The sequence below is a fragment of the Marinospirillum insulare DSM 21763 genome (genome assembly GCF_000686905.1).
GTDB classification, from domain to species: Bacteria; Pseudomonadota; Gammaproteobacteria; order Pseudomonadales; family Halomonadaceae; genus Marinospirillum; species Marinospirillum insulare.
Genome location: NZ_KK366037.1, coordinates 93,743 through 119,042, shown reverse-complemented (window position 1 = coordinate 119,042; position 25,300 = coordinate 93,743). Strand labels below are relative to the sequence as shown.

Here is a 25,300-nt window from a genome sequence, read left to right as displayed (position 1 = left end):
TAGAATAGAGATAAGACTATGAGTATTGAAAGTACAAGCTTTTATAGAGAAATGCAGGTCGAAAATAAGCAGCGGGAAGCTGAAAAGGCTGGCAAAAGAAATGAAATGGGTAAAGACGAGTTTATGCGTCTTCTCATTGCTCAGCTAGAACACCAAGACCCGCTAGAGCCGACCGATAATGGTGAGTTTATCGCGCAAATGGCGCAGTTCTCATCACTAGAAGGTATTAGTAACCTAGATGCTACGGTGAGTGGTTTTGCAGACAGCATGCAATCAACCCAGGCATTACAGGCTTCAACCCTAGTCGGTCGCTCTGTTCAGGTATTAAGTAATGTGAGTGAGCTGCGCGAAGGTGAAGTGGTTAACGGTACAGTTGATTTAAAAGAATCTTCACCCGATGTGTTTGTAGCAGTTTATTCAGACTCAGGTGAATATTTAGGTGATATTTCTTTAGGTTCACGCGAGCCAGGCGAAGTGGCTTTTGAGTGGAATGGTTTAGACACAGACGGTGAGCCCTTCCCACCAGGTGCTTACCAATTCCGCGCCTTTGCTAGTAACGGTAATGAGCATGAAGGGGTGGATTTATACCTTGCACAAAACGTCGCTAGTGTGTCGCTTAACTCAGGCAAGCGTGGAGAAATCATGTTGAATATCAGTGGTATGAGTGATGCTATTCCACTGCGCAATGTCAAAGTAATTAACTAATTTAAGGCAGGGGAGTGCTTAACAATGAGCTTTAATACAGGTCTTTCAGGTTTGCGTGCAGCGCAAATGGACTTAAGCGTTACCGGTAACAACATTGCCAACGCTAGTACCAAGGGTTTTAAACAATCCCGTGCAGAGTTTGGTGATGTTTATAGTGCCTCTATTTTAGGTACCGGCCGTAACTCAGTGGGTTCGGGTGTGCTGGTAGAGCGCGTTTCACAACAGCATACGCAAGGCAATATTGACTACACTGACCGTGCCTTAGATATGGCCATTGAAGGTAACGGTTATTTTGTACTTTCAAATAATGGACAAATTGAATACACCCGTGCAGGTTATTTTGACCTAGATAAAGAAGGTTATATTACCAATAATACTGGTAAACGCCTGCAAGGCTATAGTGCAGATTTGCAAGGTAATATTGGTGGAGTTATGGGTGATATTCAGCTAACCCAAACCAACGTAGAGCCTAATGCAACTTCGAGAATTGATGTAGAACTTAATTTGGATTCGCGCAAAGAAAACTTGGATTTTACCTTGTTTGATCCTCGTGATCGCACGACCTATAGTGATGCTAACCAAACGCCTATGTACGATAGTTTAGGTATAGAGCATGTGGTTACTCAATATTTTGTAAAAGTTGCCCCTGTTACACCAGCAGATGGTAATACTTGGGCCGTCGTCAACTCATTTAATGGAAAGTTTTATGGTGAAGCTGGCCAAGCCTTGTACAGCAACGTCCCTGACCCTGACAACCCTGGCGACTTCCTGCCTCTAACTGCTGAAACATGGGATTTGGGTGATCCTGTTCATGCTGATGCAGGTGGTGTTACAGTGCTTAATGCCACTCTAGGTGGTTACTTAGCTACACCTTCACCTGGTGGTATGGCGCAAGCAACTTTGGCTTTTAATCCTCAAGGCAGCTTGAGGGGTTATAACGATGGGTTTGATAATACAAATACAGAGCCGTTTGCAGGTAGTCTTGAAGATAACTTTGATATTGAAGTTCCCGAAGAGTATTTAGAAGGTGCTTGGGTGGGGGCAACTTCAGGGGCAAATAATGAAATTAACTATAATTTACGAGGTACGACTCAATACGGTGCTTCCTACTCAGCCCAGTCTCAGTTTCAAGATGGTTATACCACTGGGCGTTTAGCAGGCATAGAAGTAAGCCCTGATGGTACTATATTTGGTCGTTATACCAATGGTCAAAACCGCCCTGTGGGCCAGGTTCCTTTAGTAACCTTTAGAAACCCAGAAGGATTAAAGCCTAACGGTTCAACAGCTTGGTTAGAAACCTCAGAGTCGGGTATTCCAACCACTAACAAGGCTGGTACAGGTATTACCGGTACGATTGCCGGTGGTGCATTGGAGGAATCTAACGTGGACTTGGCTGAAGAGTTGGTCAAAATGATCATTGGTCAGCGTAACTACCAAGCCAACGCTAAAACCATTCAAACCCAAGACACCATTACCCAGACCATAATTAACCTGCGTTAATTAAATTTGTAAGCTCTAAAGCCCTCCAAGTGAGGGTTTTTTTGTGCATGTCGCCCTAAAATCGACCTGCTGCCCTGTACGCTCTGGGTGCCGTGAGCTTATGTTTGGTATTTGTTTGGTGGCAGCACAAGCTCAGTTGTAGTTCGTCAGGACGTTGCAAGTACGTCCCTGTAAACTCAGCTGCTGCTCCTGCAGCAGATGCCTGACTCATCTACAAGCTGAGCTTTTATTTTAGAGTTAGCTAAAAGCCAGCTGGGCGTGCAGGTTATTGGTTTTCAGGCTTTGTGCCGCAGGGAAGCGGCACCTAGAGCGTACAGGGAGGTATTTACAGCGACCTGAAAAGCAATACCTGCAAACAGCCCTAGCGTATTTATGGTATCGCTTGTATTGTCGCCAAGCTTCTTTAAGTAGTTGGCACAGAGATTGCAGTGTACTAAGTAATTAAGAATTCGGAGTTACTCATGGACAAAGCACTCTTTATCGCTATGACCGGCGCCAAGCACAATATGATGGCGCAAACGGCACGCTCAAATAACCTAGCCAACGTAAACACCACCGGCTTTCGCGCAGATTTTGAACAAGCCCGTGCCATGCCTGTATTTGGTGAGCACCACCCAAGCCGTGTTTACTCGCTTACAGAGCGTCCAGCGACTGATATTCAATCGGGCAGTTATGATTACACAGGCAACCCACTAGATATAGCCTTACAAGGCGAAGGCTGGATAGCCGTACAAGCACCCAATGGCGAAGAAGCTTATACCCGTAGAGGTGATCTGAATATTGACCCAACTGGCATGTTGCGTACCGGCAATGGTTTGCCGGTTATCGGCAATGGTGGCCCGATTGTTCTTCCCCCTGGGCAGCGTTTTCATATCAATGGTGATGGTGGTATCAGTTTAAACGATGCAGGCCAAGCTGCTTTAGTTGATCAAGTTAAGTTGGTTAGTGCCCAAGCTATGGGCGTTACCATGGAGAAAGGCCTCGATGGTCTAATGCGTCCACGTAACTTTGCAGGTGATTTACCTGCTGATGAATTAGTTAGGGTTGAGTCTGGTGCAATAGAAACCAGCAATGTAAATGCAGTTAATGAATTAACCAGTCTATTGGCCTTGTCGCGCCAATATGAAATGAACGTAAAAATGATGAAAACCATCGATGAAAATGGCGCTTCTGCAAGCAGCGTTATGCGCATGGGCTAAAAATTTTAAAAGAGGTTTAAGTTATGCATCCGGCACTTTGGACAGGTAAAACAGGCTTAAATGCCATGGACACAAAAATGTCCACCATTTCTAATAACCTAGCTAACGTAAACACCGTTGGTTATAAGCGTAACCGTGCAATTTTTGAAGACCTGCTTTACCAAGCACAAAAAATGCCTGGTGCGCAAAATGGTGGTGATACCCAGTTACCTACAGGTTTGCAGCTAGGTACGGGTGTTCGAGTTACAGCTACTCAACGTCAGTTTACTGAAGGCAGCTTAGAAACCACTAACCAGCCGCTAGATATCGCCATTAATGGTCGTGGTTTTTTCCGTTTATTAATGCCCGATGGTGAGATCTCTTACACGCGTAACGGGCAATTTCACCTGGATGCTGATGGCCGTATTGTTAACTCGAATGGTTTTCCTTTAGAGCCAGAAATTGTTGTTCCTGAAAATACTAACTCAGTAACCATAGGTCGTGACGGTACAGTAACTGTTACTGAAGCAGGTGCGAACAATGACCCACAAGAAATTGGTCAAGTAGAAGTTGTCGACTTTATTAACCCTGCTGGCTTATTAGCAATGGGTAATAACGTTTTTGCAGAAACAGCCGGTTCAGGTGCGCCTTTAGATGGTATTGGTGGTGAGAATGGTTTTGGCGCTGTTCAGCAAAGCATGCTGGAACTTTCAAACGTAAGCGCAGTTGAAGAGCTAGTTGATATGATCACTACTCAGCGTGCTTATGAAATGAACACCAAGGTAGTTTCTGCGGCAGACGATATGCTGCGCAACTTAACACAAACGCTATAAACCAGGTTTCTTTTGTGGGGACAGTCGAATGAAGCGTATCTTCTCTATATTACTTGTATTGGCCTTAGCAGTGCAGCTTGCTGCCTGTGCAGCCAATCCAGGTGAAAAGCAGGTCAAGCCAGATGATCCTGTTTATGCACCTGTACAACCTAGTCGTATGGAGCCACCACCCCCAACACGTGGATCTTTGTATCAGTCTGCCCACAGTAAAGCCTTATTTAACGACCGAAAAGCCTACCGAGTGGGCGATGTTATTACTGTCGATTTAGAAGAACGAACTCGCTCTACTAAATCTGCTACTTCCGATATTAAAAGTAATTCGAGTATAGATATCGCTAACCCAACAATTGCAGGGCGTGAGTCCCCAGTAAACTTGGGTTTAGGTATGGGTACAGACAGAAACTTTAAAGGTGATGCCAGTGCTGACCAAAGCAATAGTTTGCTAGGTAAAATTACGGTCACAGTTCACGATGTTTACCCCAATGGTAACCTGTTAATTCGTGGTGAAAAATGGTTAACCCTTAACCAGGGTGATGAATACGTAAGGGTTTCAGGCATAGTCAGGCCAGAAGATATTCTTCCAGATAACTCGGTTAGCTCTAGCCAGTTGGCTGATGCAAGGCTTACTTATAGCGGTACTGGCGACCTAGCTAATTCTAACCGACAAGGCTGGTTAGCTCGATTCTTTAACAGTGGCTGGTGGCCGCTGTAATATGAGGGTTCACTGAATGAAGCTTGCTAATCTAGTACGCTTAACAGCAATTACATTTGTTTTATTTAGCTTGTCTTTTGTTCTGCAGGCCAGCACCAGTCGTTTAAAAGATATTACCACTGTTGAAGGCGTGCGAAGCAACCAGCTCATTGGCTATGGTTTGGTTGTGGGGCTAGATGGCACAGGTGACAACGCTCCTTTTACTAACCAAACTTTTGCCAACATGATGAATCAGTTTGGTATTACCTTGCCACCGGGTGTTAACCCTAAGTCAAAAAACGTGGCTGCTGTTACGGTGAGTGCTGAATTACCTCCCTTTGCAAAACCAGGGCAAAGTATCGATATAACCGTTTCTTCTATAGGAAATGCTGATAGTTTGCGTGGCGGTACTTTGTTAATGACGCCTCTGCGTGGTGCAGACAGTAATGTTTATGCAGTAGCGCAGGGAAGTTTAGTAGTGGGTGGTTTTGGTGCTGCGGGTGCAGATGGCTCTAGGGTAACAGTAAATGTGCCCAGTGTTGGACGTATTCCCAATGGTGCAACGGTAGAGCGGGAAGTGGCTAACTTTTTTGGTGATAACGATAGCTTAACTTTCAACTTGCACTACCCAGACTTCACCACAGCCAGGCGCATTGAGGAAACCATTAATAGTTTAATGGGGCCAACTACTGCTCAAGCTTTAGACCCTGTTTCTGTCAGAGTACGTGCGCCTAGAGACACCAGTCAGCGAGTGGCATTTTTATCGGTATTAGAAAACTTAGAAGTCACCACTGCCGATGCTGCCGCAAAAGTTATTATTAACTCACGTACAGGCACCATTGTTATAGGTCAGAATGTTCGAGTAGCTCCAGCGGCAGTCACGCATGGCAGCCTAACGGTGACCATTGCAGAAAACCCGGAAATCGTCCAGCCAGATGCTTTTACAGATGGTGAAACAGCGGAACAGCAAAATACACAAATAGACATTCAAGAAGAAAATAACCCTATGTTTAAGTTTGATGCTGGGGTTACTTTAGATGAAATAGTAAGAGCGGTTAACCAAGTCGGTGCAGCACCCGGTGATTTAATGGCTATTTTGGAAGCCTTAAAACACGCCGGCGCTTTAAATGCTCAGCTAATCGTAATTTAAGGGTAAGAAGATGATTGGGGATAAGCCAGCCAACGGTAACTATGCCAAAGCTCAAAATGCTTACCATGATTTTCAAGGTTTGCGGGAGCTAAAAAAAGGTGCGGTTGAGGAAGATCCAGAAGCCCTTAAAGAAGTTGCCCGTCAGTTTGAAGCCTTATTTATTCAAATGATTTTGAAAAGTGCCCGTGATGCCGATGAGCTGATTGGTGGTGAAGAAAGCTTAATGCGTTCTAAAGAAATGTCTTTTTTTCAGGGCATGATGGATGAACAGTTTTCTATTGCCATGACCCAATCGAATGGCGGAGAAGGCCTGGGTATAGCCGATGTGTTGGTTAAGCAGTTAGCAAAAGCACCTAAAGAAGCCGTAGGTGATATTCCAGAAGATGTACGTCGTGGTGCGCAATTGCTAACGGAAGACGCAATGCAGCAAATTAACAATCGTCGTCTAAGGTTCACACAACCCCCCTTGGCCGCTGCTGCTAATACACCCAGTCAAGATCAAGATCGCCAAGCTGCTGCCCAGGCTCTTCAAGCTGCTCAACGTCCACCCATGACAGCAGCAACCGATAAGGCAGGACGCAAACCACTAGAAATTGAAGGTTTGCCAGTAAGTGCAGATAAACGCGCTTACTTTGCTTCACCAGAAGATTTTGTTAGGCATGTTTACCCACTGGCACAAAAAGCTGCTGCGCGCATTGGTGTTGACCCTAAATTAATGGTTGCCCAAACAGCCTTAGAAACCGGTTGGGGTAAATTTATGATTCCTCGTAAAGACGGTACTAGCAGCTTTAATTTATTTAACATTAAAGCAGATCAGCGCTGGGATGGCGAAGCAGCCGAAGTGCAAACCTTAGAGTTTCGTAATGGTCAGCCACAACAAGAGCGCTGGCCATTTAGAGCTTATGATTCCTTAGATGAATCGATCGATGATTACATTGATTTTTTAACAGCTAACCCACGTTATCAACAAGCACTTGAAAAGGCCGCAGACTCTCAAGCCTTTGCTAAAGGTTTGCAACAGGCTGGCTATGCCACTGATCCACGTTATGCACGAAAAATTATTAATATTATGGATGGCAGCACCTTAAATCAGGCGTTAGAAAATATAGATTCGCAAGAGGCACAGCAGGCACCTAAAGCTGTTGCTAGTAAAGCCGCTAAATAAAGCATTAAGTAAAGATTTAGTACTAAGACAAGTACAAAAGATGGGAAGGATAAAATTATGTCCGATTTACTAGGTATCGGTTTAACAGGTTTACGTACTAGCCGTAACAATATTTCTGTTACTGGACACAATATTAGCAACATCGATACGCCTGGCTATTCTCGCCAACGAGCCGTGCAAATTACCAACCCTGCTTTTGGTACGGGTCATGGTTATATGGGTACAGGTTCTCGTACTCAAACCATAGAGCGTATTGTTGATCAATACACCATTCACCAAGTGCGTGTTGATACTAGCCGTTTAAAAGACCATGAAGCTTACCTGCGTAATGCCAGTGAGCTGGATGGGCTTTTAGCAAATGAAAACTCGGCTTTAGGTAATGCCTTAAATGGTTTTTTTGAAGGCATGCAATCGGCTGCTAATGACCCCCTTTCAAAACCTGGTCGTCAGCTAGTGTTTAGCCAGGCAGACAGTGTTAGCCAGCGTTTTAAAACCGCCCAATCGCGCTTAACAGACCAAAATAATAACCTGAATACCCAGTTAAGAACCTACGCTAGCAAAATTAATGAACTCAGCATGGGTATTGGCGAAATAAATAAAGAAATTGTTGTTTACCAAGGCGCGCGTAACCAGCCACCCAATGATTTATTTGATAAGCGTGATGAACTGCTGCGTGAGTTAAGCGAAATTGTTGATGTGAATGTGCAAGAACAAGATGGTCTGAACATTAACGTTTCCATAGGTAATGGCATTCCACTTATTACGGGTGAAAATGTAAACAAGCTAGAAGCCGTACCTGGGCAAAATGATAAGAGCCGTTATCAAGTTAATATGATTGATAGCCGTGGTACTAAAATGCACATCACCAATGAAATTGCCGGTGGTGAAATGGGGGGTATTCTTCGTTACCGTTCAGACACCCTAGACCCAGCCCTCAATGAAATGGGTCGTATTGCCATGGTTTTTGCTGGTGAAATGAATAACCAACACCGTGCTGGTACTGACTTAAATGGTGATCAAGGTGGTGATTTATTTAAAGACATCAATACGGAAAACTTCCAGCTAGACCGAATTACTGGCATACAGCGTACAGCGCCTGCAGGTGTTTGGTTAGATCCAGAGGGTTTAAATAAACTGCCTGCTAATGAGTTCCACCTTAAAGAAAGAAGTGGGCAATTAGAAGTGCATGACTCAGTAACTGGGCGAAATTTATTCGGTGAAGGGGTTAGTTTTGCTAATGTGGCTGCATTAAATACTGATTTAGAAGCTACCTATGGTTTTAGGCTAACCAATGGTACTGCTGTTAATCCGCCTACTGATATGGATTTAACTACTTCAGGAATACCTGAGTATATCCAAGGTAGTGGCTTATTAATTTCACCTACCCGTATTGGTGCTTCTCAGTTAGAGCGCTCACCCGAGTTAACTGACACCAATAAAATTGCTTTAGCAGGTATTAGTGGAGCTGAAAATAATGCGGGTACAGCTAAGATAGGTTATGTAGATCTTGATGGACAGAATTTAAGTAGCTTTGGTACAGGGCCAGCTAATTTAACTGGTGCGGAAGTGACCTATGATGGTACTGATTTTATTTTGACTGATACAGCAGGCACATCAACAACCGGTACTGATAATGGTGATGGTACTTACGATTTTACTATTGGTGGTTCAGATTTAGTGTTGAGTATAGCTGATGCCACGCAAGCTGAAACAGGTGACACTTGGACTTTAGAAGGCACTGCCGGTGGTCAAAACGGCTCTGGCTTGGCTAATTTGCAGCAAGCTAAATTAATTGAAAGTAAAGACGATGGTACGGGTGGTGCTTCTTTGGGTGAAACCTATTCCATGCTGGTTGAGCAGGTAGGTATTAAAACCTCTGAATCGCGTACCGCTGCGCAGGTAAGCCAAGCTACACTTAACCAAAGTGTGTCTATGCGTGAGTCAGCTTCAGGCGTTAATATGGACGAAGAAGCCGGTAATCTTATTCGTTTTCAACAGGCCTACATGGCCTCTACTCAAGTGATATCAACAGCGCAAAAGCTGTTCGATACTTTAATTGCTAGTGTTGGGAGATAAGCCATGATTCGTTTGTCCACTTCGCAAATGTACAACAACAGCATGAATAGCATGCTGAACAGCTATAGTAATTTACATAAGGTTAACGGCCAGATGTCGAGTGGTAAGCGAGTGCTTACCCCTGCTGATGATCCAGTAGCCGCAGCTCAAACACTCAACACCAAAACCCGCATGGCGGTGGTGCAACAGTACAATCGCAATATAGATTTTGCTGATAAAAACCTTAGCCTAACCGAGTCAACCCTTGATCAAACTGAATCTTCTCTAATTAAATTAAAGGAGCTAGCTATTAAGCTAGGTAGTGATCAGTGGAGCGATGAACAGGTAAAAGCTTCGGGTATAGAAGTAAAAGAAATGCTTAGCCATTTACAAGGCCTGGTAAACACTCGTAATGAAAGTGGCGAGTACATTTATGCAGGCAGCCAAGCAGAAGAAAAAGCTTATAACGGTAATACTTTTGTAGGTGATGCTATAGAGCGTGAAGCTCAAGCAGCCGATGATACTTTTATTAAAATGCTGACATCAGGTGCAAGAGCCTTTGAGAAATTAGATACAGCCAAGCTTGCCACTCATGATTCAGCAGAAGCTATATTTACTAATGATGGTAGCCAAGACCTAACAGCCACACCTAAAGAGTATTCCAATAATATGCTGGGTGTTATTCAGTATTTTGTAGATGCTACGGGTAATGGTGCTGCCGGCGATCCTGTCAATAAAGAAGCCATTCGTAGTGCGATTCAAAATATAGATGTGGCTTTTGAACAGGTAGCCCAAACTCGCTCACAAATTGGTGCTAGGCAAAACACTTTAGAAGCTGTGAAAAATAACAATCTAGACTTTGAGGCCTTTGCTGAAAAAAGTATTTCTGAGCTAGAAGACTTAGATTATGCCGATGCTGCTGTGCGTTTAGAGCAGTCTATGTTGTCTTACCAAGCAGGTATGCAGGTGACTGGTAAAATTTCTGGTTTAAGTCTGTTTAACTATATTTAATTAGCTGCGTCCACGATAAAGTCCAACTATAGTAAACACCAGCCCAGCACAAGATGCCCAGAGGCTGGTGCTTACTAATGAAGGGTGACGCTCTGCAAAGGTTACAAATATTCCTTGTTGGTCCATTAAGCATTCACCTAATAAATAGTCATAACTGCCGCCCTCATAAATACAGCTGCTTACATCGGCGTATTCAAAACCCCAAATTCCCATTAAAACCATTAAAGGCAAAATCAGTAAACCTAAGCCTAATTTGAGTAGCATTAGCCTTCCTTAAAAGAAAAAATAACCAAGAAAAATGAACCTGACTAGATTAACACTTTTCTCTTAGTCAGTTTATAGGGTATGCTTTCTGGCTTTCATTTTAACTGCTACTGATTAGTTCAGGGCTGGGAGCAAACATAGATGCAACCACAAGTTGGTGTAATCATGGGGTCTAAGTCTGACTGGCCGACCATGGAACGGGCAGCTGCACTGCTAGAAGAGCTAGGTGTTAGTTATGAGGTAGAGGTGGTTTCTGCTCACCGCACGCCTGATAAATTGTTTACCTACGCTAAAGGCGCACAAGCACGCGGCTTAAAAGTAATTATTGCTGGCGCAGGTGGTGCCGCACATTTACCTGGTATGGCAGCTTCGCAAACCAGCCTGCCAGTGTTAGGTGTACCCATAGAAACTCAAGCACTTAAAGGCATGGACTCTTTATTATCCATACTGCAAATGCCAGCGGGTGTACCTGTTGCTACCTTGGCGATAGGTAAGGCGGGTGCTGCTAATGCTGCTATTCTAGCTGCACAAATACTGGCATTAGGTGATTCAGAAATTGCTAAGAAGTTAGCCGAGTTTCGCAACAAACAAACTCAAACCGTTTTAGATAATCCTGATCCACGAGCTAACTAAAAAAGTATTAAAGAACTGAGGTTTAAACCATGCGTGTAGGTATTTTGGGTGCTGGACAATTAGGGCAGATGTTAGCTTTAGCAGGTTATCCTTTGGGGCAGCGTTTTACTTTTTTAGATACCACAGGAAATCCCAGTGCTGATATAGGGCATACCTTGGTTGATAAAAACAACACCCGCTTAGCAGAGTTTTTAAGCCAGGTAGATGTGGTTAGCTATGAGTTTGAACACCTACCTGTTGAACTAGTGCGTGAAATCGAACAGCACAAGCCGGTTTATCCTTCTAGCCGTGCCTTGCAGGTGTGCCAAAACCGAGGGTTAGAAAAAGCCCTATTTACCCAGCTAGCCATACCCACACCTGAATACCACTTGGTTAATTCCTTAGAAAGTTTACAACAAGCAGTCACCGATTTAACCAGTAAACACCAAAAGCCTGTGGTGATTAAAACCGTAACCGAAGGTTATGACGGCAAAGGCCAAGCAGTATTAAAAAATGACTCTAGCCAAGAAGTTGCGGCTGTTTGGCAGCGTATTGGTGGGCGTGAATTAATTGTTGAAGCCTTTATAGATTTTGTACGTGAAGTATCTATTATTGCCGTGCGCAGCCAAACGGGTGAAGTGCGTTTTTACCCTATGGCTGAAAACCACCATGTTGAAGGCATCTTGCGTTATTCTTTTGCGCCTCTGCCAAACTTAAATAATGACCTACAAAGTCAGGCAGAAGGCTACATTAATGCGCTCTTAGAAGAGTTAGATTATGTGGGTGTGTTAACCCTAGAATTATTCCAACAAACCGATGGTCAGCTAATGGCCAATGAAATGGCCCCTAGGGTTCACAATTCGGGGCACTGGACACAAAATGGTGCAGCTACTAGCCAGTTTGAAAACCACTTGCGTGCGGTTACAGGTTTACCGCTAGGTTCTACAGCGGCCCGCTCGCCCACCTGTATGATTAACATTATTGCTCAAAATGGCGACAAGCAGCAGCTGTTACAAGAAGATGGTTTACACCTACACTTATACGGTAAAGAAGAGCGTGAAGGACGTAAATTAGGGCACTTAAACCTAGTGGCCGAAACAACAGCTGAGCTTATAACTAAGGTTAACCGTGTGGCTCTGCTATTGCCTGAAGCGCCTTTACCTAAATTGAGTTTTGTATCTGAATCTTAAGCTTGATAGCTTTAGTCTATGGAAGGAATTTATAAAAAATCTTAGCCCTAGCCAGCTTGCTAGGTTAAGATTAAAACCATAGCAAAGTTAGCAACCAAGCTAGCTTAGACTTTAAATCTGCAAGGAGGTTTATATGAGCACTAACCGTATTGGTTTAGACATTTCAAAAGCACAAACTTTATCTGAAAAGTTGAATAAGCTGCTGGCCAACTACCAGATTTTTTACATGAATGTTCGTGGTTATCACTGGAATATTCAGGGTCGTCAGTTTTTCGAGCTACACGTTAAGTTTGAAGAAGAATACAACTCACTACTCTTAAAAGTGGATGAAATTGCCGAGCGTATTCTGACTTTAGGTCACCGTCCATTGCATGCTTTTAGTGATTACATTGCTCAAAGCAGCATTCAAGAACACAAGCAAGCGACCGATGGCAAAGTGTGTGTTGAAGGCTTGTTAGCAGGCTATAAGCAGCTTATACAAATGCAAAGAGATTTAATGGACGTTGCAGCAGATGCCGGTGATGAAGGTACTGCCGCATTAATGAGTGACTATATTGGTCAACAAGAAAAAACAGTTTGGATGCTTAGCGCTTACCTAGCTAGCTAATATCTAGTCGTATTTTGGTAATTTAACTAGTAGTTAAACTAAAACAGCGGGCCAGTTAGCTCGCTGTTTTTTATTGTGATGAGAAAAGTTTATGTTTCAGAGAGTTGCCTTAAAACCTACGCCAGAGGAGCGTATTTTTATTGCTGATGAACTTGGCAAAGAGCCCTTAGGAATGGAGTTGATTACGGCTATAGATAGCCAGGGTCGTCCTTTAGCTTTACAGGTGGCAGCCTTAGTAAAAGGTAAACCTTTTCCTACTTTTTATTGGTTAAGTAGCCGCTTTTTAGTTAAAGAACTGTCGCATTTAGAGGCAGCAGGTTTAATAAAAGAATTAGAAGAGCGTTTAAAAGATGACCCGGTTTTAATGGCAGAATACCAAAAAAGCCATGAAGATTATGTTGCAAGGCGTTGGGCCGCGATGAGTGATGCAACCCGCGCTGAAGTAGAAAATTTAGGCTTTACCGAAGTTTTTTCTAAGCGGGGTGTAGGGGGTATAGAGAACTGGCAACAGATTCGTTGTTTGCATACCCAATATGCTCACCATTTAAGTAGTGGTAATGCTATAGGTCGTTTACTTGATGAGGAGTACGGTATAGCAAATTTATTACCTTAAACAATGAATTAGTGACTTGGGTTAAGGTTCAGACTATTTCTTCTACTAGAATATGAGTTAAACTAACTGAGTGGAACTTAAAAAAGTTTATTGTGCTTGAGTGGAGAAAGCCTTATGTACTTAGATGTATACGTGGTTTCCAGTATTGTGCTTGTAGCAGTTATGGTTGTAGCAAGCTTCTGGTCAGTAAAAAAAGTAAAAGAATTAATTGCTAAAGACGCAGCAACTGAAGCTAAGAAGTAATAAAAATCCCCGAATCTGAGTCGGGGATTTTTTTGCTTCGGTTTTTTTAAAGCCTAGTGTTTTTGGCTTGGGCTTTATTTAATTGACGAGAAGTAATAGATATTTTCTCACCCAGCACTAGCATACAAGGCGTTAGAATAAGCGTTAGCAGGGTAGCAAAAGCTAACCCGCCAGCAATAGCACTAGATAACTGTCCCCACCATTGTGTTGAAGGCGCTTGCCAACCCAGGCTGGGTTCCATTAAGTTAACATTCATACCCACCACCATAGGCAGTAGGCCTAAAATGGTTGTTATTGCTGTTAATAAAACGGGTCGTAAGCGAAGGCTGCCTGTTTCCAATGCTGCTTCTACTGCGCCTAAACCTTGTTGACGAATGCGGTTGTAAGTATCAATGAGTACAATATTGTTATTCACCACTATGCCTGCCAAAGCAATAATTGCCATACCCACCATAACAATCCCAAAAGCTTTGCCTGCTAGCATTAACCCGAGTAGTACACCTGCAGTTGAGAAAACAATAGCAGATAGTACTAACAGGGTTTGGTAGAGGCTATTAAACTGCATTACTAAAATAATGAGCATTAAAAAGATAGCGACTAAAAAAGCACCAATTAAAAAAACCATGGCTTCTTGCATATCGGCATTTTCACCCGCTATTTTTACGCTTACCCCTTCAGGTAACTGGGTAAGCAAGGGTTTTAATACGGTAAGCCGTTCATCTAGTTGGTAGCCAGGTTCTAAATCTGCTTTAAGGGTTAGGGTGCGCTGACCATTTAAACGCTTCAAGGTGCTAGTTTTAGGTGCTGGTTCTAGGCGTACAAAGTTGCTCAGTGGAACTTGGCCACTGCTTGTGCGTAATGTCATACGGTTTAGTTGGTCTAACGACCGAGAGGCCAAGGGTAGGCGTACACGAATATCGACTTCATCATTGGCATCTTCGGGTCGGTAGGTAGCCAGCATTAAACCATTAGTGACTAGTTGTACTGCACTACCTACAGCGGCCACATCGGCACCAAAACGGGCGGCTGCTTCTCTATCAACAATAAAGCGCCATTCTATACCGGGTAAGCTACGGTCATCTTGAAAATCCGTAAAACCACCAAGTTTTTGCATTTCTTCAATCACTTGCTCTAGGGCGGCGGCGGCTTTTAACGTGTCGGGCGAGCTAACTTGCAACTCGAAGGGCTTACCACCACCTGGGCCTTGTTGCTGTTCTCTAAATTCTAAAAATATTCCTGGAATGTCAGCAGTTCTTTCACGCATTTCATCAATAATGGCACGCGCACGGCGGCGTTCATGCCAATCTTTAAACTGGAATTGAATTGCCCCTATAGTATCTTCGGGCGTGTTGCCACCAAAGCCTCTGCCTGCTTGGTTAGCAAAAGAGCGTGCATAAAAAGCTTTCACTTCACTCATGCCCATTAAGCGTTCTTCTACACGTTTTACTAAAGCATCACTTTCATAAACAGACAGGTCACCCCTAGCGCGTATTTGTACTTGTGCTGAGTCAGGTTCAATGGAGGGGAAAAAGTCTACGCCATGATTAAATCGTGCATAAGCAAGGTAAATAACCACAATTAAACCCAGCATGGCGATAAGCGTGTAACCTGGGTAATGCAGTAGTTTACTTAGTAGCTGGCGGTAAATAGTGGCTATGCGAGTTGGTGAGGCGGCACCAACTCTAAAGTCTGCTGCTTCACCTAAGTCTTTTATTTGTTCTTGAGTTAAATGAATATTTTTACCGCCTCCAGAAATACTGCCTAAAGAGGGTAAGAAAATGAGCGCCATAGCTAAGGAAGCTAAGAGACAAAGAATAACCGTAATAGGCAAGAACTTCATAAACTCACCGACCATGCCTGGCCAAAATAATAGCGGCATAAAAACCGAGACGGTGGTAGCGGTTGAGGCAATAATGGGCCAAGCCATGCGGCTAGCAGCTTGTTGCCAAGCTTGTGAGGGTTTTAGGCCTTCTTCTAAGTACCTATTCGCTAATTCTGCAACCACGAGCGAGCCATCAACTAACATGCCTGCCACTAGAATGAGTGAGAAAAGCACCATGGTATTCATGGTGTAGCCTAATGACCAAATAAGCAGAATACCTACCAAAAAGGCACCGGGTATAGTGATACCCACTAAGATAGATGAACGAAAACCCATAGCGGCTATTACGATCAGCATCACCAAGACGACTGCTGTTGCCACGTTATTGAGCAGGTCGTCTAGGGTGTTTTCGACATCGATGGATTGGTCCATGATGTAGTCAATACTGAGGTCTTTAGGCAATAAAGGCTTAGCTAGGTTTAATAAAGCTTTAACCTCTGCGACTGCTTCAATAATGTTAGCACCGCTACGTTTAGTAATTTCCAATACTAGGGCAGGCTGACCATTAATTCTTGCAAAACCCATAGGGTCTTTAAAAGTACGGTGAATGGTTGCTAGATCTCCAAAGGTTACAACGGTTGAAGCATTCACTTTAATTGGCATACTCATTAGGTCTTCGAGGTTTTCTATAACCCCTGGCACCTTCATTGCCATTCGCCCGGAACCAGTATCTAGGCTACCTGCGGCGACTAAACGGTTATTACGCGAAACCAGGTTAAAGAGCTGGGTTGCATCTAAGCCATAGCTTTCCATGATTTGCGGGTCAATAAGAATTTCTAATAAGTCCTCCTTGTCGCCGCCTATATCAACTTCTAATACTTGAGGTAAGGCTTCTAACTCAAGCTGAAGACTGCGAGCCGTTGCAACCAGCGCTGCTTCATCTACAGGCCCAGAAAGCCCGATTGACATAATAGGAAAAAGCGCAGTATTGATTTCATGTACTTGAGGGTCATCTGCCTCAGAAGGCAGTTTAGTTCTAGCGGTGTCTACCTGTTCACGTACATCTTGCAAAGCACGCTTTGAGTCAAAGCCTGCATCAAACTCTAAAAGTACCGAGGCATGACCTTCAGATGCTAAGCCGGTTATTTTCTTTATGCCTTCTAGGGAGCGTAGTTCTTGTTCCATAGGGCGAACCAACAAGCGCTCGGCATCTTCTGGGCTTATGCCTTCTAAACGCATGGAAACATACATGATAGGAATAGTGATATCTGGGAAGGCTTCCTTAGGAATGGCTGTATAAGCAGCCCAGCCGCCGACTAAAAGCATAAATAAGGCTAAGAGCGTGGCGCGGCTACGTTGAATAGCAACACGAATAATGGCCAGCATTAGTTGCTCTCCTGTAGAACAGGTATAACACTTGTTCCTGCATCTACAAAGCCACCACCTAGGGTGATAAGCTGAATTTTTTCGGGCAGACCACCAAGCCAAGCACCGTTTGTGTCACTGCTAAGTAACTCTACAGGCGTAAAGACGACTTCTTGCTGTTGGTTAACATGCTTAACACCTAAGCGCCCTTGTTTATCTAAACTTAAACTGGCTAAAGATAGGTGGTGCGCATAAATGCTAGCGCGGTGAATATTTAAGGTAACGCTGGCTCCAGCTAAACGCAGTTGTTTAGGGTTATCTACCAGTGCTTCAAGCTGAAAAGTGCGTGTAGAGTGATCTGCCAAACTGCCAATTAAAGAAATCTCACCCAGGAGTTTGCGCCCATCTAAAAGCTCTAAACTAACCTGCTGACCTTCTTGAATGCGGGCAACCTTTTGTTGAGGGAGTTGTGCTACGGCTTTTAATTGGTTGATATTAAGCAGAGTAAATAAAGCTTTACCGGTTTGCACCCATTCACCTAGTTCGACATGGCGTTTTTCTAGCAAGCCGCTAAAGGGTGCTTGAGGAAGGGTATTGGCTAAATCTAATTCGGCTGCTTTTAAGTCAGCTTCTATTTGTAGCAGGTTACTTTTAAGGCGCAGTAATTCATTTTCTGAAACCAGGTTAGAACCTTTTAAACGCTTTGCTGCATTTAATTCAGCTGCACGACTGGCTTGTTCTGCTTTAAGTCTGGCTAACTTAGCCGGGCGACTATCTTCAGCTAATTGTAAAAGCTGCGTACCCTGTTTAACTCGCTGGCCTTCTTTGGCTAGTAATTGAACCACTCGGCCAGAAGTTTCAGCGAGTAGGTCAACCTGTTGTAAGGGTAGTAGCTGACCTTGGAGAGTTTCTATAGGAGTAAACTCCTTAGCTTGCAACCACTGAGTCTCAACTTGCATTAACTCGGTTTTTTTACTTGCAGGGTTGGTTTCTGGTGCATTAGATTTGCTGGCTAAAAAATCTCCGCTAGCTAACCAAATAATCAGCAACAAAAATAATGCTAGGGCAAGTAGAGAAGATAGAGCTTTTTTAGCAGGCATTAGAGAGGCTTTCCTGTTGGGTGTAATTTAGTATTGCCTTATGTTACGAGTTAGTGAGTAAAAATACGACTTATTTTGAGGAGGCTGTGAGTTCAACTGGCTTGATGCCCGTTAATACTTGCGCCGATGTTTTACGAGCAGTGGTAATAAAGTCAGTAATAAATGCCATAGACTGTTGGTTTTCTCTATGTGCAGCATAAAGGGTTCCCCAGGTGCCATCTGCACCTAACCTGCGGGCTGCCACATAATCCCTTTCTAAATACTCAGTCATTGCCCAGTTGGGTAGGGCGCAAACTCCACGATGACTAGCCACTAATTGCATCATTAAAATGGTTAGTTCTGCTGTTCTTATACCTGCTGGCTCAATGGCTGCTGGGTCTAAAAAATGCGTAAATATATCTAGCAGGTTACGTTCAACTGGGTAGGTAATTAAGGTTTCAGCGAGTAGGTCGCTGGGTTCTATAAATGCTTTGTCTATAAAGGCGTGATCTTTGGGTATGGCTAGTAGGCTTTCATAGCGAAATAAAGGGGAATAGACGACTCCTTCAATGGGTCTGGGGTCGGCAGTAATAACCAAGTCTAGCTCTTGGCGCTTTAATGCGGGTAAGGGTGCAAAGTGGTGACCACCAGGAACGTCTACTTCAACGTCTGGCCAGTTTTTACGGAAGGCATCGAGTGTTGGCATTAGCCACTGATAGCAACTATGGCACTCAATGGCTAAATGTAAGCGCCCAGCTTGGCCTTTAGCTAAGCGCTGTAAATCCCTTTGTGCCGCTTCAAACCTAGGTAGTACATCATCTGCTAGTTTTAATAATCGCTGTCCGCTAGGAGTAAATTGCAGTGGCTTACTTTTACGAATAAATAGTTCGGTATCTAGCAGGTGTTCTAGTGCTTTTAATTGATGAGATAAAGCAGACTGGGTTAAGTGTAATCGTTCTGCAGCATCTACTAAGCTGCCAGTAGCTTGTAACGCAAGCAGTGTTTTTAGGTGGCGCAGTTCAACCATTGGCTTCTCTCTAAAAAATAAACCGAGTTAAGAACTCAACTGAGCTGTTAAAAGTGGTAGTAAAATAATACCCCAAACCAGAGCGCACATAATTAAAGCAAGAGCTACCGCAGTTGATCCTATATCTTTAGCCTTGCCGCTCAATGGATGCTGTTCAGGGCCTATTCTGTCAACAACTGCCTCTAGAGCAGAGTTAATTAATTCAACGAGTAGAACTAATAGACCACTGAATGCCAATAAAGCTTTTTCTATGGGGCTAAGGGGCATTAAAAAAGCTAAGGGTAGCAAAATAATGAGGGCAACTATTTCTTGGCGCAGAGCTGCTTCACTTTTCCATGCAGCTTTTAAACCAAGCCAGGAATAGTAACTTGCATTAATTATGCGGCGAATGCCGGTTGCACCAGGTTTCATTTTAGCTCCTAAAAAATTTTATCTATTCTAACTGATAACGGGTTTAAGATGACTATGTTAGACTGCACTTTTTATTTTGGAGCTGTTTAGGTGCTGAAAGTTTTTATGGGTGTCGCAAGGATTAACTTCCTTACATTAACCTTGGTGTGCGTTGCTTTAGCGGCGGCATTAAGCTGGTATGAGCAACAACAACTATCTTTTATCAGTGTGGTTTTGGTCGCAACCTTAGCCTTGGCTGCTCATGTTAGTGTGAATGCCTTTAATGAATACTTTGACTTTAAATCAGGTTTAGATTTTCTCACTGAAAAAACACCTTTCAGCGGTGGAAGTGGCACACTTGTTCACAAACCAGAAAAAGCAGGCTATACCTTGGCTATAGCTTTATTGAGTTTGTTAATAGTTATAGCAATAGGCTTAAGCTTGGTTGTGCAACAGGGTTGGCAGCTGCTTTTAATTGGTGTGCCGGGTGTTATTATTATTTATACCTATACCCAATACCTTAACCGGTCACCACTCTTTTGTTTGTTGGCTCCAGGTGTTGGTTTTGGCTTATTAATGACGCTGGGGTCTAGCTGGGTATTCACTGGTTTTTTAACACCAGCAGCTTGGGTTTTAGCTGGCATTGTTACTTTGCTAGTGAGTAATCTTTTACTTTTAAACCAGTTTCCGGATGTTGAGGCAGACAAGAAGGTAGGTCGTCGTCATTATCCTATAGTGATTGGAAGGGCAGCGAGTGCACGAATTTTTGTGGCCTTTGTTACTCTTAGCTACCTTCTATTGGTATTAGCTTACTTATTGAATTGGTTGCCCTTGCAGGCTTTGCTTGGGTTGTTCTCTTTATTATTAGCTGTTCCATTAATGAAGAAAGTAGTTAAGGAGGCCGACGATATTACTGAACTAATTCCAGCTTTAGGGATGAACATAGCGCTGTGTCACCTTTACCCCTTAGCCATAATGGCCGGCTTATTCTGGACGGTTTAAATTTAAGGTTTAAAAAAGGGTAGCTTGAGTATAAAAAGTAAATAGCCCAGAGCAGTTGCTACTAGGCTAAAAGTGTTTAGGGTAAGGTAGTTTGTGTAACTAGTGAGTTGCGTCTGCTTCAAGTAGGTTAAGGTTAGCCATACGAACTTTAAGCGAGTTAAGGTCAGAGTTAAGTTTAAGGTTGTCTTCAAAAGACTCTTCTATTAAAGAGCTTAGGTCTGCTTCAAGAAAGCGTTGACAAGCCTTGCTGTAATCTTCTTCTGAAAAGGCAGCAATAATTCCGTTTAAAGAACTGATCTGGTTAGAATAAAGGCTGCCCATAGCTTCTAGCCCTTTCTTAATGTCTGCAAAGAGTTCCACATATTTATCATTAAAGGTGCGGAAGTTTTCTTCGATGCGCTGGTTATTTGTTAAGCTACTCATGTCGCGTCACCTCTGATTATATTTGTTGTTGATCTTTGATGGTAACAGCCTAGTAAAAGTAAACAATATAAGCAGCTTAAGACTTTCGTCTTAGTTTTGCAGGGGTTCTAAAGGTAAAGTGAAGTAGAAGCAACTGCCTTCATTTAAGCGGCTACGTAGATGAATCGCTCCCCCCATTTGTTCAATAATACGTTTAGAAATGGCTAAGCCTGTGCCACCGTAACGTCGTGAAATACTAGCGTCGGCCTGAGTAAAGGTTTCAAACATTCTTTGCTGCACTGCTTCATCTATACCTACGCCTGTATCCTCCACTTCAAAAAGCAGCCCTTCAGGTGTTGGTTTTATTCTCAATGTCACCCTGCCCTGATCAGTAAACTTAAATGCATTGCCTAGCAGGTTAAGCAGCACCTGCCGTAAACGACCTGGGTCGGTGTTATAAAAAGCATCTGCTTCGGGTGCTAGCTCTAAATTAAAAGTAACCGGCTTTTGGTTGAGCTCGGCAGCAAAAAAATCTATTACTTCATTTAGTAAGGGGGCGAGTGCAGTTTTACGGTAATCAAGTACCAGCCTGCCTGCCTCCAGTTTAGAAATATCCATTAGCTCATTAAGAAGCCTCATAAGTGCAGTGGCACTATTGTTAATGGCATGGGTATATTTCTTTTGTTCGCTACTTAGGCTTGTTTCAAATAAAAGTTCGCTCATGCCAAGTACGCCATTCATGGGGGTGCGTATTTCATGGCTCATGGTGGCTAAAAAGTCTGTTTTAGCTTGGCTACCTGCCTCTGCTTTTTGAACGGCTGTTTCTAATTCAGTAGCCATTAACTGCGCCTGATATTGAGCTTGACGTGCTTCAGACATTTTTTTTATGAGTAAGTAAATAATTAAACTCATCGTTAAAATTAATAATACGATGATGATGAGTAGGTAGTGGTAAAGCTGGCGCAACTCTTGTCTTTTTTGGGTGTTAAGTTGGCTGCTAACGCTTTTTAAAGTGGTCACTAACTCTTCAGTAACTCGGTGGAGTTGTAGAGATAGCTGGAGTAGTTTAGTTAGGTTTTCAGGTGACGAGGCGTTGTGTGTAAAAAAGCGCTCATCCATTAAATCAATTATTTGAAAAGACTGTAAGCTCAAGTCGCGGGTTCTTTCTTTTACTTCAATTAGGTTGTTGTACTGGCCATGACGCAGCACTGTGACGCGACTGTAAAGAATTTCAAAGCGTGTTCTGGCGTCTTTCCACACTTTAGCATTTTGCTTATATTGGTATCGATTAAGCAGGCTATTGAGCTTAAGGTTTTCACGGTCGAGTTGGTAGGCAGCCCAAAGAACATCATCACGTTCAGCGGTTTGAATTTCTTGCTCTCTACTTTGTAGAATATAAAGCAGTGTGAGTGCGGCTAATAAAAAAGCACCAGCAAGCGTTGGCAAGGACCAAACTCTAGCTTGATGTAATAGTTTATTTTTAACCATTGGTTAGGCTTCTAGTAAAATTCAATCTTTTCAACCTGCCAAACAGAGCGGTTATAGTGCTTTTCTGTATTTAGCTTAGGGTGTTGGTCAAAGGGGTAGATAGTAAAAATAGGGCCACGATCACGAATTCTTTGATACTTGCCATTTTTTTTAAGTGCAAGAATCACGTCATATTTTACAAAATCACTGACAGGGATTTCTGTTATAAATCCATTAAGTGAAGTCACTCGCATGTTGCTGTTAAAGTCTGCGCCTACGGCTTTAACCAAGGAGCGCCCTAATGGCCCATAGTAGCGGTTACTACCTGAAAACCAAGGGTTGTGGGTAATTATTTCTTGTTGCTCTAAAGATTCTAAAAGTGACAGGTCAAATACAGCAGTATCTTGCTGGTTAGTGTGGGTGATTTTTCCGGTTACGGTTAATAAAACCTCACCTTCTGCCTTAGGTAAGTCAGCAAAAGCTGGGCTGATTAGTAAGCAAGTTATTAGGGGTAAAAAGACTGAACGTAACATAGTTACCTCATAATATATAAAGATAAGCGACCAAGGGTTGCTTCTAAGACCACTAAATAAGTATGCCTAAATTTAAAGTTGTTTGTCAGAGTAGAAATGTAAACACTGCCAAGAATTGGCAGTGTTTAAGCATGCGTATTGGCATTTATTAAGCTTTAAAAGTGGTAGTTACCACTAACCCAAAAACTGCGCCCAGGTTCTGTAAGTGTGTCTTTCCATGCGCTGGTGCCCATGTTGAGTGGGTCAGAACCTGCGGCATTACGGTTTAAGAAGTTGGCGTAATTTTTATCTAATAGATTATTAATGCCTGTAGATACTGTGAACTCTTCAATTGGCTTCCACGCCAGGCTTAGATCTAGTAAACCATAACCAGCTGTAGCTTGTTCTTTGGCATCTGAGTTTAATCGATCGGACTCGTCAGCAAAGCGGAAGGTAGCAGCTGCTTCCCATTGGTCATTAATCCAGTGCTGTGAAACCTGCCCAGAGTAGGGTGCTATTTGTGACAAAGTGCCACTATCACTGCGGTTATCGCCGCGCAATAAGTTCAGCTGACCACGGGTCTCCCAGTTCACGGCATAGCGTAAAGTGCTCTCCAGCTCTAAACCATATAGTGCTGCTTTGATATTGCGGTAGGTGGACTTGCCTGAATTAACGTCACGGTAGATATAGTCAGTAACTTGATTGCTAAAAACCACAGCGGAGTAATCGATACTTTTACTCTTGCCCATTAAGCCTAAATCGACCTGATGGCTGGTTTCGGGTTTTAAATCAGGGTTGCCCACCCAGTTATCCCTTGCCATATACATTTCTGTTGCATCACCCATGCGTTGGCTGCGGCTTACACTAACAAAGGCGCGTTGCCATTTACCCAAGTCTTGTTCAAAACGCATAAATGCGCCGGTTAGCCATTTGTCTCTATCAAGGTCTCCGGTAATACCATAAGTAGTGTTATAAATAGCAGCTGGTATCATGCCGTCAGCGGGTTTGCTATTGGCTAAATCGGCTTTAGATTCAAAATAGTCGGCACGAATACCCGTAGAAACACGGCGATTAGCCCCTAAATGGTGTTCTACTTCTGCAAAAGCGCCTATCTGCCTTTGGGTGACATCCGGCCACATAAATTCTAGGTATTTAGGGCTGGTTTTGGGTGAGCGTATTTGTGTGGCTGAACGCTGGTTTTCTAACAGGTTAATACCACCGGCAAACTGGTTAGGCCCTAGTTCATACTCGGCCATTAAGCGTCCTGTCAGAGTGTCTGAAGTAGTCGGTACAACCATTTGCATCATGGCTTTAGGGCGTAATGAATAATTATCCATCAGGTGTTCCACTTGGCTATAGTTTAGGTTGCCAGTTAGGGTTAGCAGCGGTGATAAATCATAGCGGCCTCGTAAGCCATAGGTTTTGTTATCGCTTGTTGGTGAGTCCATACCAGCACCGGCAAACTTAACATCTCTTTCGCGGGTTTCTTCATAGCTAATTTCAAACCAGCTAGCAGCGTTGGGTGTCCAGCCTAAAGCACCGCCACCTTGGGTTGATTCATATCCACTCCAGATTTTGCGACCACCACCATCTTTGTAGTCTCTGGCTTCACTATATTCACCAAAAGCACGTACATAGCCCTGCTCGCCACCTGCCAAAACACTACCCCAGCCTTTAGCTGCATTACCGTTGGATGCATAGCTACCGCCTAGTTGTCCACTAATGGCTGAATTGCCGGCCGAAAAATCGGGCTGTAGGCGTTCAAAAACTACCGTGCCACCACTGCCACCTGCACCATGACGCAAGGTTGTTACACCCTTAGAAATAGTAACAAGGTCATAAGAGGTTAACGGTGCATAGGCAGTGGGTGGGTCCATACGATTTGGACAGCCACCAAATACATAAGCACCATCGAGCAGTATATTCAGGCGATTTTGTCCTAGGCCACGAATAACTGGGTCTAGACCATGACCGCCCATGCGGTTGGTTGAAATACCATTTTGTTGTGACAGCCATTCACCGGTATCGGCAGTTAAGCGCTGGGAGCTAGTAGGATTGAGTTCGGTGGTTAGGCTAGTGGTTGGCTGGCCTGTGACTAGAAGTGGTGGTAAGTCTTGGGCTTTGGCAGGTGTGCTAATAAAAGTGCTGCTGCAAGACAAAAGCGCAGCAACAGCCGGCGCCAGAGGGCGGGCTTTAAAAAAAGGGGTATTCATAAGTTTACCTAAAAGCTGAATTAATTATATTGATTACGATCTTTATTAGGATTCAGTTTTGGGGTTTGCTGCTAAACAAAGGTTAATTAGGGATTAGCGGCTGACATGAGCAATGGGAACTCCCGCTTTAACCTAAGCAACTAAAAGCTAGCAGCAAACCCGAGTCTTGTGGGCTTAGCAATAACAGCCAAACAGCAGGATGTG

At 43.5% G+C, this 25,300-nt stretch carries 24 protein-coding genes; 15 read left to right on the top strand and 9 right to left on the bottom strand.

The window, feature by feature from the left end:
- Positions 1 to 18: 18 nt before the first annotated feature.
- The 9 genes from BP27_RS0114270 (at position 19) to flgL (ending at position 10,288) form a co-directional block, all read left to right on the top strand.
- A complete protein-coding gene (locus tag BP27_RS0114270; protein ID WP_027852108.1) occupies positions 19 to 705 on the top strand; it encodes a flagellar hook assembly protein FlgD in 687 nt (228 codons plus the stop codon).
- A 24-nt stretch (positions 706 to 729) separates the two neighbouring features.
- The gene (locus BP27_RS0114265) at positions 730 to 2,205 is read left to right on the top strand and encodes a flagellar hook protein FlgE (RefSeq protein ID WP_027852107.1); all 1,476 of its coding nucleotides are present in this window, start codon (positions 730 to 732) and stop codon (positions 2,203 to 2,205) included.
- Positions 2,206 to 2,666: 461 nt separating this feature from the next.
- Positions 2,667 to 3,404: a flagellar basal body rod protein FlgF gene (locus tag BP27_RS0114260; protein ID WP_027852106.1), complete on the top strand. Its 738-nt coding sequence runs from the start codon at positions 2,667 to 2,669 to the stop codon at positions 3,402 to 3,404.
- 23 nt (positions 3,405 to 3,427) lie between these two features.
- The gene (gene flgG / locus BP27_RS0114255; RefSeq protein ID WP_027852105.1) at positions 3,428 to 4,216 is read left to right on the top strand and encodes a flagellar basal-body rod protein FlgG; all 789 of its coding nucleotides are present in this window, start codon (positions 3,428 to 3,430) and stop codon (positions 4,214 to 4,216) included.
- 28 nt (positions 4,217 to 4,244) lie between these two features.
- A complete protein-coding gene (gene flgH / locus BP27_RS0114250) occupies positions 4,245 to 4,928 on the top strand; it encodes a flagellar basal body L-ring protein FlgH (RefSeq protein WP_027852104.1) in 684 nt (227 codons plus the stop codon).
- Positions 4,929 to 4,944: 16 nt separating this feature from the next.
- Positions 4,945 to 6,057, top strand: a complete 1,113-nt coding sequence (locus BP27_RS0114245; RefSeq protein WP_027852103.1) for a flagellar basal body P-ring protein FlgI — start codon at positions 4,945 to 4,947, stop codon at positions 6,055 to 6,057.
- 10 nt (positions 6,058 to 6,067) lie between these two features.
- A complete protein-coding gene (flgJ, locus tag BP27_RS16515; RefSeq protein WP_051610605.1) occupies positions 6,068 to 7,222 on the top strand; it encodes a flagellar assembly peptidoglycan hydrolase FlgJ in 1,155 nt (384 codons plus the stop codon).
- Positions 7,223 to 7,279: 57 nt separating this feature from the next.
- On the top strand, positions 7,280 to 9,298 hold the full coding sequence (gene flgK / locus BP27_RS0114235; protein ID WP_027852102.1) for a flagellar hook-associated protein FlgK: 2,019 nt from the start codon (positions 7,280 to 7,282) through the stop codon (positions 9,296 to 9,298).
- A gap of 3 nt (positions 9,299 to 9,301) precedes the next feature.
- Positions 9,302 to 10,288 carry a flagellar hook-associated protein FlgL gene (gene flgL / locus BP27_RS0114230; RefSeq protein ID WP_027852101.1) on the top strand — a complete coding sequence of 329 codons (987 nt, stop codon included), beginning with the start codon at positions 9,302 to 9,304 and terminating at the stop codon, positions 10,286 to 10,288.
- Here flgL and BP27_RS0114225 read toward each other — a convergent pair whose 3' ends face one another.
- Entirely contained in the window at positions 10,289 to 10,552 is a 264-nt protein-coding gene (locus BP27_RS0114225; protein WP_027852100.1) for a hypothetical protein, read from the bottom strand. It abuts the gene before it with no gap.
- A 141-nt stretch (positions 10,553 to 10,693) separates the two neighbouring features.
- Here BP27_RS0114225 and purE point away from each other — a divergent pair, with 141 nt between their 5' ends.
- From purE to BP27_RS17550, 5 genes are all read left to right on the top strand, one after another.
- Positions 10,694 to 11,185, top strand: coding sequence for a 5-(carboxyamino)imidazole ribonucleotide mutase (gene purE / locus BP27_RS0114220; RefSeq protein WP_027852099.1), 492 nt, complete (start codon positions 10,694 to 10,696; stop codon positions 11,183 to 11,185).
- Positions 11,186 to 11,214: 29 nt separating this feature from the next.
- A complete protein-coding gene (locus BP27_RS0114215) occupies positions 11,215 to 12,354 on the top strand; it encodes a 5-(carboxyamino)imidazole ribonucleotide synthase (RefSeq protein ID WP_027852098.1) in 1,140 nt (379 codons plus the stop codon).
- Between the two features lie 133 nt (positions 12,355 to 12,487).
- Positions 12,488 to 12,961 carry a Dps family protein gene (locus tag BP27_RS0114210; protein ID WP_027852097.1) on the top strand — a complete coding sequence of 158 codons (474 nt, stop codon included), beginning with the start codon at positions 12,488 to 12,490 and terminating at the stop codon, positions 12,959 to 12,961.
- Positions 12,962 to 13,052: 91 nt separating this feature from the next.
- Entirely contained in the window at positions 13,053 to 13,574 is a 522-nt protein-coding gene (locus tag BP27_RS0114205) for a DUF501 domain-containing protein (protein ID WP_027852096.1), read from the top strand.
- A 114-nt stretch (positions 13,575 to 13,688) separates the two neighbouring features.
- The gene (locus BP27_RS17550; protein ID WP_281172159.1) at positions 13,689 to 13,817 is read left to right on the top strand and encodes a hypothetical protein; all 129 of its coding nucleotides are present in this window, start codon (positions 13,689 to 13,691) and stop codon (positions 13,815 to 13,817) included.
- 46 nt (positions 13,818 to 13,863) lie between these two features.
- On the opposite strand, the gene BP27_RS0114195 is transcribed toward BP27_RS17550, so the two are convergent.
- The 4 genes from BP27_RS0114195 to BP27_RS0114180 form a co-directional block, all read right to left on the bottom strand.
- Positions 13,864 to 17,025: an efflux RND transporter permease subunit gene (locus BP27_RS0114195; RefSeq protein WP_027852095.1), complete on the bottom strand. Its 3,162-nt coding sequence runs from the start codon at positions 17,023 to 17,025 to the stop codon at positions 13,864 to 13,866.
- Positions 17,025 to 18,104, bottom strand: coding sequence for an efflux RND transporter periplasmic adaptor subunit (locus BP27_RS0114190; RefSeq protein WP_027852094.1), 1,080 nt, complete (start codon positions 18,102 to 18,104; stop codon positions 17,025 to 17,027). The genes BP27_RS0114195 and BP27_RS0114190 overlap by 1 nt, the downstream gene beginning before the upstream one ends.
- Positions 18,105 to 18,174: 70 nt before the next feature.
- Entirely contained in the window at positions 18,175 to 19,110 is a 936-nt protein-coding gene (locus tag BP27_RS0114185; protein WP_027852093.1) for a LysR family transcriptional regulator, read from the bottom strand.
- A 27-nt stretch (positions 19,111 to 19,137) separates the two neighbouring features.
- Positions 19,138 to 19,521 carry a diacylglycerol kinase gene (locus tag BP27_RS0114180; RefSeq protein ID WP_027852092.1) on the bottom strand — a complete coding sequence of 128 codons (384 nt, stop codon included), beginning with the start codon at positions 19,519 to 19,521 and terminating at the stop codon, positions 19,138 to 19,140.
- 90 nt (positions 19,522 to 19,611) lie between these two features.
- On the opposite strand from BP27_RS0114180, the gene BP27_RS0114175 reads away from it, so the two are divergent.
- Positions 19,612 to 20,502: a prenyltransferase gene (locus BP27_RS0114175; RefSeq protein ID WP_027852091.1), complete on the top strand. Its 891-nt coding sequence runs from the start codon at positions 19,612 to 19,614 to the stop codon at positions 20,500 to 20,502.
- A 99-nt stretch (positions 20,503 to 20,601) separates the two neighbouring features.
- Here the strand turns inward: BP27_RS0114175 and BP27_RS0114170 are convergent, their stop codons facing one another.
- The 4 genes from BP27_RS0114170 to BP27_RS0114155 all read right to left on the bottom strand — a co-directional run bounded on the left by BP27_RS0114170 (position 20,602) and on the right by BP27_RS0114155 (position 25,096).
- Positions 20,602 to 20,925 carry a hypothetical protein gene (locus tag BP27_RS0114170; RefSeq protein WP_027852090.1) on the bottom strand — a complete coding sequence of 108 codons (324 nt, stop codon included), beginning with the start codon at positions 20,923 to 20,925 and terminating at the stop codon, positions 20,602 to 20,604.
- A 90-nt stretch (positions 20,926 to 21,015) separates the two neighbouring features.
- A complete protein-coding gene (locus BP27_RS0114165) occupies positions 21,016 to 22,392 on the bottom strand; it encodes a sensor histidine kinase (protein WP_027852089.1) in 1,377 nt (458 codons plus the stop codon).
- Between the two features lie 11 nt (positions 22,393 to 22,403).
- The gene (locus BP27_RS0114160) at positions 22,404 to 22,904 is read right to left on the bottom strand and encodes a putative pterin-binding protein (RefSeq protein ID WP_027852088.1); all 501 of its coding nucleotides are present in this window, start codon (positions 22,902 to 22,904) and stop codon (positions 22,404 to 22,406) included.
- A gap of 155 nt (positions 22,905 to 23,059) precedes the next feature.
- Positions 23,060 to 25,096 carry a TonB-dependent receptor domain-containing protein gene (locus BP27_RS0114155; RefSeq protein ID WP_027852087.1) on the bottom strand — a complete coding sequence of 679 codons (2,037 nt, stop codon included), beginning with the start codon at positions 25,094 to 25,096 and terminating at the stop codon, positions 23,060 to 23,062.
- Positions 25,097 to 25,300: the final 204 nt, after the last annotated feature.

Coding starts and splice junctions, on each gene's coding strand:
- BP27_RS17550 (WP_281172159.1), top strand. CDS start 13,689: ATGTACTTAGATGTATACGTGGTTTCCAGTATTGTGCTTGTAGCAGTT.
- BP27_RS0114205 (WP_027852096.1), top strand. CDS start 13,053: ATGTTTCAGAGAGTTGCCTTAAAACCTACGCCAGAGGAGCGTATTTTT.
- flgL (WP_027852101.1), top strand. CDS start 9,302: ATGATTCGTTTGTCCACTTCGCAAATGTACAACAACAGCATGAATAGC.
- BP27_RS0114155 (WP_027852087.1), bottom strand. CDS start 25,096: ATGAATACCCCTTTTTTTAAAGCCCGCCCTCTGGCGCCGGCTGTTGCT.
- BP27_RS0114210 (WP_027852097.1), top strand. CDS start 12,488: ATGAGCACTAACCGTATTGGTTTAGACATTTCAAAAGCACAAACTTTA.
- flgH (WP_027852104.1), top strand. CDS start 4,245: ATGAAGCGTATCTTCTCTATATTACTTGTATTGGCCTTAGCAGTGCAG.
- BP27_RS0114165 (WP_027852089.1), bottom strand. CDS start 22,392: ATGGTTAAAAATAAACTATTACATCAAGCTAGAGTTTGGTCCTTGCCA.
- BP27_RS0114180 (WP_027852092.1), bottom strand. CDS start 19,521: ATGAAACCTGGTGCAACCGGCATTCGCCGCATAATTAATGCAAGTTAC.
- flgJ (WP_051610605.1), top strand. CDS start 6,068: ATGATTGGGGATAAGCCAGCCAACGGTAACTATGCCAAAGCTCAAAAT.
- flgK (WP_027852102.1), top strand. CDS start 7,280: ATGTCCGATTTACTAGGTATCGGTTTAACAGGTTTACGTACTAGCCGT.
- flgG (WP_027852105.1), top strand. CDS start 3,428: ATGCATCCGGCACTTTGGACAGGTAAAACAGGCTTAAATGCCATGGAC.
- BP27_RS0114260 (WP_027852106.1), top strand. CDS start 2,667: ATGGACAAAGCACTCTTTATCGCTATGACCGGCGCCAAGCACAATATG.
- BP27_RS0114185 (WP_027852093.1), bottom strand. CDS start 19,110: ATGGTTGAACTGCGCCACCTAAAAACACTGCTTGCGTTACAAGCTACT.
- BP27_RS0114160 (WP_027852088.1), bottom strand. CDS start 22,904: ATGTTACGTTCAGTCTTTTTACCCCTAATAACTTGCTTACTAATCAGC.
- purE (WP_027852099.1), top strand. CDS start 10,694: ATGCAACCACAAGTTGGTGTAATCATGGGGTCTAAGTCTGACTGGCCG.
- BP27_RS0114225 (WP_027852100.1), bottom strand. CDS start 10,552: ATGCTACTCAAATTAGGCTTAGGTTTACTGATTTTGCCTTTAATGGTT.
- BP27_RS0114270 (WP_027852108.1), top strand. CDS start 19: ATGAGTATTGAAAGTACAAGCTTTTATAGAGAAATGCAGGTCGAAAAT.
- BP27_RS0114215 (WP_027852098.1), top strand. CDS start 11,215: ATGCGTGTAGGTATTTTGGGTGCTGGACAATTAGGGCAGATGTTAGCT.
- BP27_RS0114190 (WP_027852094.1), bottom strand. CDS start 18,104: ATGCCTGCTAAAAAAGCTCTATCTTCTCTACTTGCCCTAGCATTATTT.
- BP27_RS0114195 (WP_027852095.1), bottom strand. CDS start 17,025: ATGCTGGCCATTATTCGTGTTGCTATTCAACGTAGCCGCGCCACGCTC.
- BP27_RS0114170 (WP_027852090.1), bottom strand. CDS start 20,925: ATGAGTAGCTTAACAAATAACCAGCGCATCGAAGAAAACTTCCGCACC.
- BP27_RS0114245 (WP_027852103.1), top strand. CDS start 4,945: ATGAAGCTTGCTAATCTAGTACGCTTAACAGCAATTACATTTGTTTTA.
- BP27_RS0114265 (WP_027852107.1), top strand. CDS start 730: ATGAGCTTTAATACAGGTCTTTCAGGTTTGCGTGCAGCGCAAATGGAC.